Here is a 12,706-nt window from a genome sequence, read left to right on the forward strand (position 1 = left end):
CTGGTCCAAAAGCCTGTGACAAGGTTGGCCCATGCCGACACCGCCCTTCATCACCGAACTCCGCAGCCACATCGGGCATGCGCCACTGTGGCTGATGGGCGCGAACGCGCTGATCCTCCGCGACGGTGAGGTGCTGCTGGTCAAGCGCTCCGACAATGGCGACTGGTCGGCCGTGAGCGGCATCGTCGACCCGGGTGAGCATCCGGCGGAGGCGGCGGTGCGCGAGGCGATGGAGGAGGCGGGGTGGTGATCGAGATCGAACGGATGTTGTGGACCGACGTGATGGACGAGATCACCTACCCCAATGGCGACCGCTGCCGGTTCCTCGACCACGGGTTCCGGGCCCGCTGGGTCTCCGGAGAGCCGGTGGTCGGTGACGAGGAGTCCACGGAGGTCGCCTGGTTCCCCGTCGACGCGCTGCCCGAGCCGCGTCAGAAGCGCCTCGACGCCATGGTGCGGGTGGCGCTCGAGGACCCCCGCGACGTCGTGTTCTCGCTCAGTCCTCGACGCGGGGAATGATCCGGGTCGCCCGGAGGCCTTCCTTCTGCCCGGCGGCGCCCTCGGCGGGGCCGTCGGCTCGTCGTCGATGCGGGCAGCTCGCCCGTGCGGAGTCTCCGCTCCGCCGTGCGCTCCCGCTCCTCCATGTCGGCCGCGCTCGGGCCGGACATCTTGCGGTTGCGTTCCTCGGCCTCCGGTGAGCCGGAGTAGAGGCGCGCCTCCGGGCTCTTCGACGACAGGGTCGTCTCGGCGGGGTCGCCTGCTCGGGGCGGGTCTCCCCGGGCTTGCGGCGCTGCCCGAGCCAGGACTGGAGCCACTTCGGCAGGGCGCCCTCGTCGAGGTCGTCGTCGGCCTCCGGGCCGGCATCAGCTGGGTGGCCTCGACCGCCTGTTCCTTCTCCCACTCGTCGACGACGTGCTCGACGAAGTCCTCGCGCTCCTCGTAGGAGGGGCGGCCGTCGTCTCCGGCTCGAGGCGGGTGCGGGCAGGGCGTAGACGGCGTGCTCCTGGACCCAGTGGATCATCTCCTCGCGGACGTAGCAGCGCAGGTCCCACAGCTCACCGGAGGTCGCCGCGGACACCACCGCGCGTAGCCGCACGTGGCCGCCGGTGGACTCCGTCACCTGGAGCGCCGCGCTGCGGCCGTCCCACAGGTCGCTCGCGCGGACCAGCCGCACCAACTCGACGCGCATCGCCTCGACGGGGGCCAGCCAGTCGAGGTCGAACTCGACGGTGCCGAGCAGCCGGGGTTCGCGGCGCGTCCAGTTCTCGAACGGCTGGGTCGTGAAGTGGCTGCTGGGGACGATCCAGCGTCGGTCGTCCCAGGTGCGGACAACCACGTAGGTGAGGGTGATCTCCTCGACCGATCCCGTCTGCTCGTTGAAGACGACGAGGTCTCCGACGCGCAGGGCGTCGGAGAACGCGATCTGCATGCCGGCGAAGATGTTCGACAGGGACGACTGCACCGCGAGGCCGGCCACGATGGACAGCAGGCCCGCCGACGCGATCAGCGACGTGCCGACCGTGCGGAACGACGGGAACGTCAGCAGGGCCCCGGCCAGCGCACACATCCACACCACGGCGATCAGGACCCGCACGATGATCTGGGTCTGGGTGCGGACCCTGCGGTAGTGCGGGTCTCCTCGACCGTGTCGCCGCTGTCGCCGGAGCGGCGCGCCACGATGGAGGCCTCGACCGCCTTGATCAGGCTGGTCAGGAGGAACGCGCCGGCGAAGATCACCACGATGATGAACCCGTGCCGGAACCCGTCACGCCAGGCGGGCGCCGGCGCGACCGCCGTCGGGCGGGTGGCGATCATCACGGCGAGTCCGCCGCCGAGCACGATGAGGAAGATCCGCATCGCCAGGCGCATGTGCCGGATCAGGATCCGGACGTTCTCGCGGCGGCGCACGAGGATACGGGTCAGCAGCGTGACGAGGATGGAGGCGAGCCCGCCGACGACGATGCCGAGCGCGCCCCAGCCGATGATGGTGAGCGTGTCCAGTGCGACGTCCTCGGGCATGGCGTGAGCCTACCGATCCGTGCGCAGGGTGAGCGCGGAATAGCCGCTGGTGGTGGTGAAGGCACCCTCGTAGCCCCGCCGCTGAAGATCAGGGAGTTGCGGTCGTCGCCCGTGATGGTGAAGCCGAGCTCGGGAAGGGTGCGGCGCAGGTAGTCGATGACGGTGAGGCCGTCAGGGCCGTCATCACGACGGTGACGTTGTTCGCGCTGTCGACGCGGTCTGAGATCAGCGCACCCCGGGGATCGACAGCCGGCGGGCGCGTTCACGAACCCGAGGTCGCTCAGGGCCTGCCCGTCGTCCGGGACTGCCGCGGCCGTCAGCGTCGGTTCCGGGACGGTGCGTCGACGGGGCGGCCGAGCAGCCGGCCAGCGTGAGCACGCCGACCAGGCCGATCGCGATGCGACGGAGAAGGGGCCGATCGCGATGCGACGGAGGAGGGGAGAGCCACGCACGCCCACAACTCTACCGACGGATCCCAGCGGGCCGGTCCGCGGACGCGGCCGTCATCAGGTGGGGGTGGGCGCCCAGAGGCTCTGCCACGCAACCCGAGGTCGATCACCATCTGGCGCACCCGAGGCAGCGAGAGGCCTATCACGTTGTACGGATCGCCGACGATGGAGGTGACGAACGCGGCACCCCGTCCGTCGATCGTGAAGCCCCAGCCACCTTGAGCGGTTCGCCCGTCGCCGCGTAGGCGGCGATCTCCTCGTCGGAGACGTCGGCGAAACGCACCTGCGTGGAGCCGACGCCACTCGCGGTGCGGAGGTCGTCACCCTCGCGGACGGCGACGAAGTGGCCGGTGTGGAGCAGGCCCTCCCGCCCCGCATGCGTTGCCAGCGTCGCACCGCCTCCTCGACGGTGCCCGGCTTCCCGTGGGCGCGCCCTCGAACTCGAGGACCGAGTCGCAGGCGAGAAGCACGAAGTCGCCCTCGACCCTCGGCACGACCGCTTCGCCCTTCAGCGTTGCGAGGCGCAGCGCGAGCGACGTCGGCACCGGGTCGCGCACCTGGCGCTCGTCGAACCCGGAGACGATCACCTCCGGCGCAAGGCCCGCGCTCCGCAGCACGGCGAGGCGCGCCGGTGACTTCGACGCGAGGATGACGCGCATGTCAGATCCTGTGATGGGTCCGCCAGGCGTCCCGACCGCCGACGAGAGAGGGACGCACCGTCCGGTAGTAGGAGTTCCAGCCGCCCGCGAGCGGCCGGTCGTCCGGGGTGCGGAGCCTCTCCTCGCGCAGCGAGATGGCCAGCGCGGCCGTCACGGCCGCAATCTCCTCCTCCGTGAGCTGGGCCCCGGAGAAGCTGAGGCGTGGCGCTTCCCCGGTCACAGCGGGATGTTCCCGTGCTTCTTCGGAGGGAGCACCTCGCGCTTGGTGCGGAGCAGCCGCAGCGCCCGGATCACCTGGGCGCGCGTCTCGTGCGGGTAGATGACCTGGTCGACGTAGCCGCGGTCGGCCGCCACGTACGGGTTGGTCAGCTCGTCGTCGTACTCCTGCACGAGCCGGGCCCTCTCGGCCTCCGGGTCGGCGGCCTCCGAGATCTGCTTGCGGTACAGGATGTTGACGGCGCCCTGGGCGCCCATCACCGCAATCTGGGCGGTGGGCCATGCGAGGTTGATGTCGGCACCCAGCGCCTTGGAACCCATCACGAGGTAGGCGCCGCCGTAGGCCTTACGGGTGACGACCGTCAGCAGCGGCACCGTCGCCTCCGAGTAGGCGTAGATGAGCTTCGCGCCGCGGCGGATGATGCCGTTGTGTTCCTGGTCGACGCCGGGCAGGAAGCCTGGCACGTCCACGAATGTGAGCACCGGGATGTTGAACGCGTCACAGGTCCGCACGAAGCGGGCGGCCTTCTCGGCCGAGTCGATGTCGAGGCAGCCGGCGAACACGGTTGGCTGGTTCGCGACGATGCCGATGGAGCGGCCCTCGATGCGGCCGAAGCCGACGATGATCGAGCCGGCGAACAGCTCCATCACCTCGAGGAACTCGTCGTCGTCGAGGACGTTGCGGATCACGTCGCGCATGTCGTAGGGCTGGTTGGCCGAGTCGGGGATCAGCTGGTCGAGTTGGCGGTCGTGGTCGGTGATCGTGAGATCGACCTCGTCCTCGTCGTAGACGGGGGATCCTCGAGGTTGTTCTGCGGAAGGTAGCTGAGCAGTTCGCGCACGTACTCGATGGCGTCGGCCTCGTCGGCGGCGAGGTAGTGGGCGTTGCCGGACCGGGTGTTGTGGGTCCGGGCACCCCGAGATCCTCGAGCGTGACGTCCTCGCCGGTGACCGTCTTGATCACCTCGGGGCCGGTGATGAACATCTGCGACGTCTTGTCGACCATCACGACGAAGTCGGTCAGCGCCGGGCCGTAGACGTGGCCGCCCGCGGCCGCGCCCATGATCAGCGAGATCTGCGGGATGACGCCGGACGCGAGGGTGTTGCGCTTGAAGATCTCGCCGTAGAGCGCGAGTGAGACCACGCCCTCCTGGATCCTGGCGCCACCGCCCTCGTTGATCCCGATCAGCGGCACACCCGTCTTCAGGGCGAAGTCCTGGATCTTGACGATCTTCTCGCCGTAGACCTGGCCGAGGGCACCCCCGAAGATGGTCACGTCCTGGCTGAACACGCAGACAGGCCTGCCGTGGATGGACCCCGTGCCCGTGATGACGCCGTCGCCGAAGGGGCGCTTCGCGTCCATCCCGAAGGCCGTGGAACGGTGTCGCGAGAACTGGTCGAACTCGGCGAAGCTGCCCTCGTCGAGCAGCGCCATTACGCGTTCGCGTGCGGTCATCTTGCCCTTGGCGTGCTGCTTCTCGACGGCTGCCGCGGACCCGGCGTGGATAGCTTCGTCGATGCGCACCCCGAGATTGGCGATCCTACCGGCGGTGGTGTGGATGTCGATCTCCATGGTCGTCACCTTAGTCGCCGGAGGGTGGGGTGCGGTCCATTGCCCGCGAAATGCTTCCTACGATGGGGTTCGTGACCCGACAGCACCCTGCCGCCCGCGCCATTGCGAGCCGACTCGCGCCCGACACCATGTTCCGCACCGTCGAACTGGTCGCCTCGACCGGCTCGACCAACGCCGACCTCGCCGGGCGCGCCAGGGAGGGCGAGGCCGAGGGGTCGCCCTCGTCGCCCTGGAGCAGACCGCCGGTCGGGGACGGCTCGACCGGCAGTGGGTGAGCCCCGTGGCTCGTCGGTGGCCCTGTCGGTGCTGCTGAGGCCGCGTCCCGATTTCCCCCAGTGGGGTTGGCTCTCCATCCTCGCCGGCATGGCCGTGTCGGCCGCGTTGGCCGACCTCGCGCCCGACCCTTCCCGGGTCACCCTGAAGTGGCCCAACGATGTGCTGATCGGCGGGCAAAGGTCTGTGGGATCCTCTCCGAGCGCATCGAGCGACCCGACGGGGCGCGGGCCGTCGTCGGGATGGGGATCAACGTGGCCCTGACCCGCGACGAACTGCCCGTGCCGAACGCGACGTCGCTCGCGCTCGAGGGCATGCCGACCGACGTCGAGCCGCTGGTGGCCTCCGTGCTCGGCCACTTCGAGCGCTACTACCGGAGCTGGTCGCTGCGGGTAGCCTCCGCGACGAGTATGAGCGGCTCTGCGCCTCCATCGGGGCCGAGCTCACCGTGGTGGTCGACCAGACCCGTTCCGTGCGCGGCATCGGCCGGGGGTCGACGGGTACGGGCGCCTCGTCGTCGCCACCCCGGACGGGCTGGAGACCTTCGCCGTCGGAGATGTGGTGCACGCCAGACTCGGGCGATGACGCATGCCACACTTGGCGCATGGCTATCGACAAGGACCAACTGGGGCGTGACGAGACGATCGTGATGTCGATGCGGACACACACCAAGCGGCTCATCGTCCCGGCACTGATCCTCGTGGTGCTCGGCGCCGCGTTGGGGGTCGCGATAGCGTTCTTCCCGCCGGAATCCCGGCCGTGGTCGACGTACGCGTCCGTCGCCGTGTTCGTCCTGCTGGTCGTCATCTTCTCGGTGGTGCCGTTCCTGCGCTGGCACACGTCGACCTACACAGTCACCGACCGCCGCATCATCACCCGCAAGGGCATCATCACGAAGGTCGGCCACGACCTCCCACTCAGGCGCATCAACAACGTCAACTACCAGCGCGGCCTGCTCGACCGGATGCTCGGCTGCGGCACCCTGATCCTGGAGACGGCCGCCGGCCAGCCCTGACGCTGTTCGACGTGCCGCACGTCGAGCGGGTCCACGTCGCCATCACCGAGCTGCTGTTCGCCGTCCACGAGGACGACAACGACTGAGGGTGGCCCCTGTTAGGCTGCACCGGTGACCCGCCGCTACACAGTCGCCATCGCAGGGGGCGGGCAGCTCGCCCGCATGATGCAGCAGGCCGCGATCCCGCTGGGGATCGATGTGCGCCTGCTCGCCGAGGGCCTGATGTGTCCGCCGCCCAGGTCGTTCCCATGACGACGGTCGGTGACTACCACGACCTGGATGTCCTCACCGACTTCGCATCGGGTGCCGACGTGATCACCTTCGACCACGAACATGTTCCCACCCGCCACCTCGAGGCGCTCGAGGATTCGCTGGCGGTACGTCCCGGCCCGGCAGCGCTCGTCTACGCGCAGGACAAGGCCCAGATGCGCGCCCGGTTGAGCGGCCTCGGGGTCGCGTGCCCGACCTACGCCATCTGTGACGGCCCGGAGCAGCTGGCCGCCTTCGGTGACGCCACCGGATGGCCGGTCATCGCGAAGACCTCCCGTGGCGGCTACGACGGCAAGGGCGTCTGGAAGCTCGATGACGCGTCGCAGGCCGGCGTCCCCTTCACGGGGCTCGCCGAGTCCTCGGCGGGCGAGACCGTGCGCATCGTGGCCGAGGAGTTCATCGATTTCACCCGCGAGCTGTCCGCCATCGTCGTCCGCTCCCCGTCCGGCCAGGTGGTCGCCTACCCGGTCAGCGAGACCCGGCAGGCCGACGGCATCTGCGTCGAGACGATCACGCCCGCGCCCGGGCTCGACGAGGCCACCGCCTCGGGGCTGCAGGAGATGGCCATCAGGATCGCGGGGGAGCTCGGGTGGTCGGGGTGCTCGCCGTCGAGCTGATGCAGGCCCGCGACGGGCGGATCGTCGTCAACGAGTTGGCCATGCGGCCCCACAACACCGGTCACTGGACGATCGACGGCGCCCGCACCAGCCAGTTCGAGAACCACCTCCGCGCGGTGCTCGACCTGCCGCTCGGCTCTCCCGACCTCCGCGACCCCGTAGTCGTGATGGCCAACGTGCTCGGCGGCTCCGAGCAGGACCTGACCGGCGCCCTGCTGCACGTGTACGCCCGCGACCGGGCGGCACGCGTCCACCTGTACGGCAAGGAGGTCAGGCCCGGGCGCAAGGTCGGGCACGTGACCTGCTCCGGAACCGACCTCGATGCCGTGCGGCGCCGTGCCTGGCACGCCGCGAACTACCTGATGGGAGACCCCGATGCCTGATCCGCTCGTCTCGATCGTGATGGGTTCCGACTCCGACTGGCCCACCATGAGCGCCGCGGCCGAGGCCCTTGCCGAGTTCGGCATCGGCTATGAGGCCGACGTGGTGTCCGCGCACCGGATGCCGGAGGACATGGTGCGGTTCGGGCGGACGGCCCATGAACGCGGCGTCAGGGTGATCATCGCGGGGGCCGGCGGCGCCGCGCACCTGCCCGGCATGCTCGCGGCCCTGACCCCGCTGCCGGTGATCGGCGTCCCCGTCGCGCTGAAGTACCTCGACGGCATGGACTCGCTCCTGTCGATCGTGCAGATGCCCGCCGGGGTGCCGGTGGCTACCGTCGCGATCGGCAACGCCCGCAACGCGGGTCTGCTTGCCGTCCGGATGCTCGCCACCTCCGATGAGGCGCTCATGGAGCGGATGCTCGACTTCCAGGAGTCGCTGCGTGACGCCGCCCACGCGAAGGGTCGGATCGTCCGCGACGCGTCGGCCTGACGGGGCAGGGACGCGCAAAGGGGCCGGTGGATCATCCACCGGCCCCGCTGCTTCTGCCGATATCAGCCGAAGGTGACGTGCATCGAGCCCTCGGCGTAGCCGTCGTCCGCGACGTTGCTCACCATGCCGATGGACGTGATCGGCGCGAGGGCCTCCTCGATCCCGGTGCCCATGGAGCCGACCAGGTCGCCGTACTCGGGAGGGCCTTGAAGGCCTGGACGTTGAGGAAGACGACCTGCTGGGCCTTGCCGTCCACGACCCTCTTGAAGGCATCCAGGTCGCCGAGCGTCGAGCCGGGGCGGAGACGTCATCGGCGCTCTGGCCGTAGGCCACGATGCCGGTGTCGCCGTGCTGCGTGAGGGTGAGGTCGGGAACCTCACCCATCGCCTCGAGGATGGCGTCGAAGATCTCCTGCTGGCGGGCGGGGTTGCCCGACTCAAGCTTGGCCCCGACGCTCGGCATGCCGTCGCTCAACCCCACGGTGATGGCCGCCCGGTCGCCCACGAGGGCGGCCAGGTCGTCCGCGCTGCCGATGCCGAGGAAGCCGAGCGACTCGGACAGGTCGCCCTGGGAACCGAGCAGCTCCCAGTACTGGTCGAACAGCGCGTCGTTGGTGCCGAGCGCGAAGACGCCCAGCGCGTCGGCGGACAGGCCGGCTGCGAGGTCGGAGACATCCGCGCCCTCGGCCGTGGGGCGTTCGGCGTCTGGAACGCAGCCTTCATCGTCAGCTTGTCCGTGCTCACCTGGAGGCCGGCGGCACCGTGCATGCCTTCGAGCACGGAGAGGTCGATGGCCGAGGCGTCGAGGGTGCCTGCGTCCTCAACCTGTCGGAGGCTCGCGTCGATCCCCTCAGGGCCGAGCCAGAACGTCGCGAGGTTCGAGTCGCCGAGCCTGGCGATGTCGGCCTGGTAGGTGGGCGAGTCGGCCAGGGGGCCGCCTTGATCTCGTCGATGCTGAGGGTCGAGGAGGCATGGGTGACGACCATCAGGTTGTCGATGAACTCGACCCGTGCGTCCTCGCCCTCGGCCTTGATGAAGGCCTCGGCCTTGCCCTTGTCGGTGGTCTCGATGGCCATCACGATGTTGGCCGGGTCGCTCAGATCGCCCGATCCGTCGCCGGTGATGCCGAAGGCGATCGAGTCGCCGAGCCACGGCTTGATCTCGGTCTCGTAATCGGGGCGTCCTCGGAATCACCCGCGATCACCGCGAAGAGGGCCGACTTGTAGTCGGTCTCCATGTCTCCGGAGCTGAGAGAGGGGTAGCGGTCGGCGATGCCCTTGAGCGCGAGCTTCTCGACGTTGGACGGGGCCAGGTTCACCTCGGCGGCGAACAGGACGTCGGCGGGCAGCCCCTGGGCCGCGACCGGGGTCGATCCCTTGAAGAAGAACATGCCGAGCCCGACGCCCGCACCCAGCACGGCGGCGCCCAACACGCTGGCGACGATCACCTTCGCCTTCGACTTCGGCTTGGCGGGCGCGCCACCCAGCGGGGGCTCCTGACCGACGGGCTGGGTCGGCTGCTGGCCGAAGCCCTGGGCCGGCTGCTGGCCGTAGCCCTGCGGGGGCTGCTGGCCGTAGCCCTGGGACGGCTGCGGGCCCAGCCCTGGGCCGGCTGCTGGCCGAAGCCCTGGGCCGGCTGCTGGCCGTAGCCCTGCGGGGGCTGCTGGCCGTAGCCCTGCGGGGGTTGCTGGCCCCAGCCCTGGGCGGGCTGCTGCGGTGGGTAGTTCGGGGGTGGCCCCTGGGGGCCGGCTGGCCGTTCCACTGGGGGCCCGGTCCCTGCGGACCGCCCTGCCAACCTGGGTTGGGTGGGGTCTGGCTCACGTCTTGCTCCTCTGCGCTGCTGGGTGGGAGTTACCGCCCAAGTTTAGAGGCGGGGCAGGCCAGGGCCCTCAGACCGCGGTCTGAGGAGTCCGGGCCGGCCGCCACCGCGGTCGCTACCGGCGATACTGCTCGAGGCCGGTGGTGTCGCCCGAGGCGATCGCGCCGAACACCTCGGCGCTGGCCTCCTTGTCCCACCGCATGACCGAGCCGACTCCGTCGACCCGTGCATTGGGATCCGACACCGGCACGGTCATCGAGATGCCCGACCCGCCATCACCGAGACGAATCCCATCCCGATGCCCGGCATCGCCATCAGCCCGGTCTCGGCACCCCTCCGGAGGGAGGACGCGGCTGCCATGTTGACCTGCCACCAGCGCACCGGGTTGAGGACCGTCACCGGGTTCAGGATCTCCTTGCCGAGCGCGCCGATCACCTCGCGCTGGCGCTCCATCCGGCCGAGGTCGCCGCGGGGATCGTCCTTCCGCATCCGGACGTAACCGAGAGCGGTGGTGCCGTCGACGATCTGGCAGCCCTTCGACAAGGTGAGGTGCGAGTCGCGATCGTCTATGTCGAAGGTCGGACAGACCTCGATACCGCCGACGGCGTCCACCAGATCGACGATGCCGAGGAAGCCGATCTCGAGGTACCCGTCGATCCGGATGCCGGTGTTGAGTTCGACGGTCTCGATGAGCAGGGGAGCGCCCCGAAGGCGTACGCCGCGTTGAGCTTGTTGCGCTTCCTGCCCGGGATGTCGACCAGGGAGTCACGCGGGAGCGAGAGCAGGACGGGATCGCCGTTGGTAGGGGTGTGGAGCAGCATCATGGTGTCGGTGCGGCGGCCGGACGTGCTTCCCGTTCCCAGGGCCTTCCGTTCCTCGGCCGTCATGTCCTCGCGGGCATCCGAGCCCACCAGGAGCACCGTGGTTCCCGGCTGCGCCGCGGGTCGTTCCCCGGCCGGCGCGGTGTCGACCTTGGTCGTGACGGACCAGGCGTACAGCGGCGTGCCGATCAGGAAGACCAGCCATGCGAGCAGGAGGATGCCCAGCGTGCGGAGCATCGGACGGCGCCGCTTCGGGCGGCGTTTCCCCGACGGAGCGTCGGGCGCGGTCGGCGGTGCCGGGGGAGGGGAGGCGTCGCTCCGCCGCGACGGACCCGACCGTCCGCGCGCCTCAGGCGCTCGAGCTCGTCGGGGGCATCACGCTGGTCGGCTCCGGCTCATCGCTGCGGTAGAGCCAGTCCATGTCCTCTTTGCCTGGGGCCATCTTCACTACTCCCTTCCCCGGAGACACAGTACCGAGCCACCCGAAACCGGGCCTTTCCGGCGTGGCGGGCCGGAACCGACCGGCCCGTAGGGTGAGATTGAACGCACCCTTCCCCGAGGAGTCGACACGTGCCAGCCACCCCGCCGACCGATGCCCAGCGCGTCCAGCAGCGACGCGCCGTGGGCTTCGTGCTCATGTCCGCACTCCTGCCCGGGTCTGTGCAGAGTTACGCGGGGAACCGGCGGCTCGGGCGTCTCGCGAGCCGCGTCTTCGGTGGCGCGGTGGCGCTCCTGATCCTCGCCCTCGTCGGCATGGTGTTCGCGCGGGCCTCACCACCGGCATCCTGCTCACGCCCTGGGTCGGCCTCGTGCTGCGGGCTCTGCTGTGGATCCTCTTCACCGGCTGGGCGCTCCTGCTGGTCGACGCCTGGCGGCTCGCCCGCCCCACGCAGCTCGCGCGGCGCGGTCGCCTCGGGCTGACGCTGACCACCCTGCTGCTTGTCGTGGCGCTCGGAGGCGTCACCAATGCGGCCGCGAGTGCCCTGACCGGCGCCGTCAACGTGGGCGAGGTGTTCCAGGGTGGTGGTGACACGGACATCAAGGACGGGCGCTACAACATCCTGCTGCTCGGGCGGACGCCGCCGCATCCCGCGAGGGGCTGCGGCCCGACTCCATCAACGTCGCCTCGGTCGACGTCGCAAGCGGCCGCACAGTGTTGTTCGGCCTGCCCGGAACCTGCAGCGCGTGCGCTTCCCGCGCTCATCGCCGCTGCGGGAGCTGTACCCCGACGGGTTCCGCTGTGAGGACAACGGGTGCATGCTCAACGGCATCTGGACCCTCGGCGAGGACCACGCCGACCTCTATCCGGGGCGCGAGGCCGGCCTCGAGGCGATGAAGGAGGCCGTCAGCGAGACCCTCGGGCTGGATCTCAACTACTACGCCATGGTCGACATGCAGGGCTTCTCCAGCCTCATCGACGCCATGGGCGGCATCCGCCTCGACATCTCGAAGCCCATTCCCATCGGCGGCGTCAGCACCAAGATCAGCGGCTACATCGAGCCGGGCGAGGACGTGCTCCTCGACGGCTACCATGCGCTCTGGTTCGCCAGGTCGAGGGCGGAGAGCAGCGACTACGAGCGCATGGTCCGCCAGAAGTGCGTCATGTCGGCCATGGTCAGGCAGCTCGACCCCGTCACTGTGGCGACCCGCTTCGTCGAGCTCTCGGAGGCGGGCAGCAACATCCTGCGCACCGACGTGCCGCGGGCGGAGGTCATGTCTCTGGCGGAGCTGGCGCTCAAGGCGAAGGACCAGAAGATCGCCTCGGTCAACTTCGCCCCACCGTTGATCACGTCGGCCAACCCCGACTTCGACCTGATCCGCTCCACCGTCAAGGAGAAGATCGAGGCATCGGAGACACTGGACAAGTCCCGCCCCAAGCCGAAGCCGAAGGCGACGAAGTCGGCGTCCGCCTCCCCGGCCGGGCCGGAGTCCTCCTCCTCGTCGAAGTCCGCCGAACCCCGACGGTCGGCATCGGCCGAGCCCGCCGCCGACCCGTCCAGGAACGGCGGCGACCCGGACGCCCCCTACACCCAGACCGAGGACCTCGACGCCGTCTGCTCCGTCAGCGGCTGACCCGATAGAGTTGTCCGGGATCTGAGGAGGT

18 protein-coding genes and 4 pseudogenes are annotated in these 12,706 nt (G+C 69.9%); 11 read left to right on the plus strand and 11 right to left on the minus strand.

Going from position 1 to position 12,706, the window contains the following annotated elements; genetic code table 11:
• Nucleotides 1-31 precede the first annotated feature (31 nt).
• Nucleotides 32-250, plus strand: coding sequence for an NUDIX domain-containing protein (locus G7085_RS27485; RefSeq protein ID WP_231979672.1), 219 nt, complete (start codon nt 32-34; stop codon nt 248-250).
• Nucleotides 247-519 (plus strand): NUDIX hydrolase, encoded by a 273-nt coding sequence (locus tag G7085_RS27490; RefSeq protein ID WP_231979673.1) that lies wholly within the window; start codon nt 247-249, stop codon nt 517-519. The genes G7085_RS27485 and G7085_RS27490 overlap by 4 nt, the downstream gene beginning before the upstream one ends.
• On the opposite strand, the gene G7085_RS17955 is transcribed toward G7085_RS27490, so the two are convergent.
• From G7085_RS17955 to G7085_RS17980, 6 genes and pseudogenes are all read right to left on the minus strand, one after another.
• Nucleotides 497-1,594 carry a mechanosensitive ion channel family protein gene (locus G7085_RS17955; protein WP_197511961.1) on the minus strand — a complete coding sequence of 366 codons (1,098 nt, stop codon included), beginning with the start codon at nt 1,592-1,594 and terminating at the stop codon, nt 497-499. The two genes, G7085_RS27490 and G7085_RS17955, sit on opposite strands and share 23 nt — an antisense overlap.
• The gene (locus G7085_RS17960) at nt 1,582-2,019 is read right to left on the minus strand and encodes a hypothetical protein (protein WP_197511962.1); all 438 of its coding nucleotides are present in this window, start codon (nt 2,017-2,019) and stop codon (nt 1,582-1,584) included. Before G7085_RS17960 ends, G7085_RS17955 begins: the two co-directional genes overlap by 13 nt.
• A complete protein-coding gene (locus tag G7085_RS17965; RefSeq protein WP_197511963.1) occupies nt 1,920-2,285 on the minus strand; it encodes a hypothetical protein in 366 nt (121 codons plus the stop codon). Before G7085_RS17965 ends, G7085_RS17960 begins: the two co-directional genes overlap by 100 nt.
• 240 nt (nt 2,286-2,525) lie before the next feature.
• Nucleotides 2,526-3,127 (minus strand): annotated as a pseudogene (locus tag G7085_RS17970) (Maf family protein).
• Between the two features lies 1 nt (nt 3,128).
• Complete coding sequence (locus tag G7085_RS27500; RefSeq protein WP_197511964.1) at nt 3,129-3,347, minus strand: acyl-CoA carboxylase epsilon subunit; 219 nt, start codon at nt 3,345-3,347, stop codon at nt 3,129-3,131.
• Nucleotides 3,344-4,916, minus strand: a pseudogene (locus tag G7085_RS17980) (acyl-CoA carboxylase subunit beta). The gene G7085_RS27500 and the pseudogene G7085_RS17980 overlap by 4 nt, the downstream one beginning before the upstream one ends.
• Before the next feature lie 71 nt (nt 4,917-4,987).
• On the opposite strand from G7085_RS17980, the gene G7085_RS17985 reads away from it, so the two are divergent.
• From G7085_RS17985 to purE, 6 genes and pseudogenes are all read left to right on the plus strand, one after another.
• Nucleotides 4,988-5,191, plus strand: a complete 204-nt coding sequence (locus G7085_RS17985) for a hypothetical protein (protein ID WP_197511965.1) — start codon at nt 4,988-4,990, stop codon at nt 5,189-5,191.
• Nucleotides 5,184-5,453, plus strand: coding sequence for a hypothetical protein (locus tag G7085_RS17990; RefSeq protein WP_197511966.1), 270 nt, complete (start codon nt 5,184-5,186; stop codon nt 5,451-5,453). Before G7085_RS17985 ends, G7085_RS17990 begins: the two co-directional genes overlap by 8 nt.
• Nucleotides 5,432-5,839: a hypothetical protein gene (locus G7085_RS36465; protein WP_197511967.1), complete on the plus strand. Its 408-nt coding sequence runs from the start codon at nt 5,432-5,434 to the stop codon at nt 5,837-5,839. The genes G7085_RS17990 and G7085_RS36465 overlap by 22 nt, the downstream gene beginning before the upstream one ends.
• On the plus strand, nt 5,794-6,204 hold the full coding sequence (locus tag G7085_RS18000) for a PH domain-containing protein (RefSeq protein ID WP_231979674.1): 411 nt from the start codon (nt 5,794-5,796) through the stop codon (nt 6,202-6,204). The genes G7085_RS36465 and G7085_RS18000 overlap by 46 nt, the downstream gene beginning before the upstream one ends.
• Nucleotides 6,205-6,366: 162 nt before the next feature.
• Nucleotides 6,367-7,474 (plus strand): annotated as a pseudogene (locus tag G7085_RS18005) (5-(carboxyamino)imidazole ribonucleotide synthase).
• Entirely contained in the window at nt 7,467-7,964 is a 498-nt protein-coding gene (purE, locus tag G7085_RS18010; RefSeq protein WP_197511968.1) for a 5-(carboxyamino)imidazole ribonucleotide mutase, read from the plus strand. The pseudogene G7085_RS18005 and the gene purE overlap by 8 nt, the downstream one beginning before the upstream one ends.
• Before the next feature lie 470 nt (nt 7,965-8,434).
• Here purE and G7085_RS18015 read toward each other — a convergent pair whose 3' ends face one another.
• The 5 genes and pseudogenes from G7085_RS18015 to G7085_RS35505 form a co-directional block, all read right to left on the minus strand.
• The gene (locus tag G7085_RS18015) at nt 8,435-8,707 is read right to left on the minus strand and encodes a hypothetical protein (RefSeq protein ID WP_197511969.1); all 273 of its coding nucleotides are present in this window, start codon (nt 8,705-8,707) and stop codon (nt 8,435-8,437) included.
• Nucleotides 8,704-9,123, minus strand: coding sequence for a hypothetical protein (locus tag G7085_RS18020; protein ID WP_197512962.1), 420 nt, complete (start codon nt 9,121-9,123; stop codon nt 8,704-8,706). Before G7085_RS18020 ends, G7085_RS18015 begins: the two co-directional genes overlap by 4 nt.
• A complete protein-coding gene (locus tag G7085_RS18025) occupies nt 9,060-9,410 on the minus strand; it encodes a hypothetical protein (protein ID WP_197511970.1) in 351 nt (116 codons plus the stop codon). The genes G7085_RS18020 and G7085_RS18025 overlap by 64 nt, the downstream gene beginning before the upstream one ends.
• A 486-nt stretch (nt 9,411-9,896) precedes the next feature.
• Nucleotides 9,897-10,025: a hypothetical protein gene (locus G7085_RS31045; RefSeq protein WP_269451908.1), complete on the minus strand. Its 129-nt coding sequence runs from the start codon at nt 10,023-10,025 to the stop codon at nt 9,897-9,899.
• Between the two features lie 8 nt (nt 10,026-10,033).
• Nucleotides 10,034-10,839 (minus strand): annotated as a pseudogene (locus G7085_RS35505) (LCP family protein).
• A gap of 333 nt (nt 10,840-11,172) precedes the next feature.
• Between G7085_RS35505 and G7085_RS18035 the strand changes: the two are divergent.
• From G7085_RS18035 to G7085_RS18045, 3 genes are read left to right on the plus strand one after another with little or no spacing between them, the layout of a single operon-like run.
• Nucleotides 11,173-11,523 carry a hypothetical protein gene (locus G7085_RS18035; RefSeq protein ID WP_197511971.1) on the plus strand — a complete coding sequence of 117 codons (351 nt, stop codon included), beginning with the start codon at nt 11,173-11,175 and terminating at the stop codon, nt 11,521-11,523.
• A complete protein-coding gene (locus G7085_RS18040; protein ID WP_197511972.1) occupies nt 11,412-11,846 on the plus strand; it encodes a hypothetical protein in 435 nt (144 codons plus the stop codon). The genes G7085_RS18035 and G7085_RS18040 overlap by 112 nt, the downstream gene beginning before the upstream one ends.
• The gene (locus G7085_RS18045) at nt 11,788-12,675 is read left to right on the plus strand and encodes an LCP family protein (RefSeq protein WP_197511973.1); all 888 of its coding nucleotides are present in this window, start codon (nt 11,788-11,790) and stop codon (nt 12,673-12,675) included. The genes G7085_RS18040 and G7085_RS18045 overlap by 59 nt, the downstream gene beginning before the upstream one ends.
• Nucleotides 12,676-12,706: the final 31 nt, after the last annotated feature.

Source organism: Tessaracoccus coleopterorum (assembly GCF_011174705.1).
Lineage (GTDB): Bacteria > Actinomycetota > Actinomycetes > Propionibacteriales > Propionibacteriaceae > Arachnia > Arachnia coleopterorum.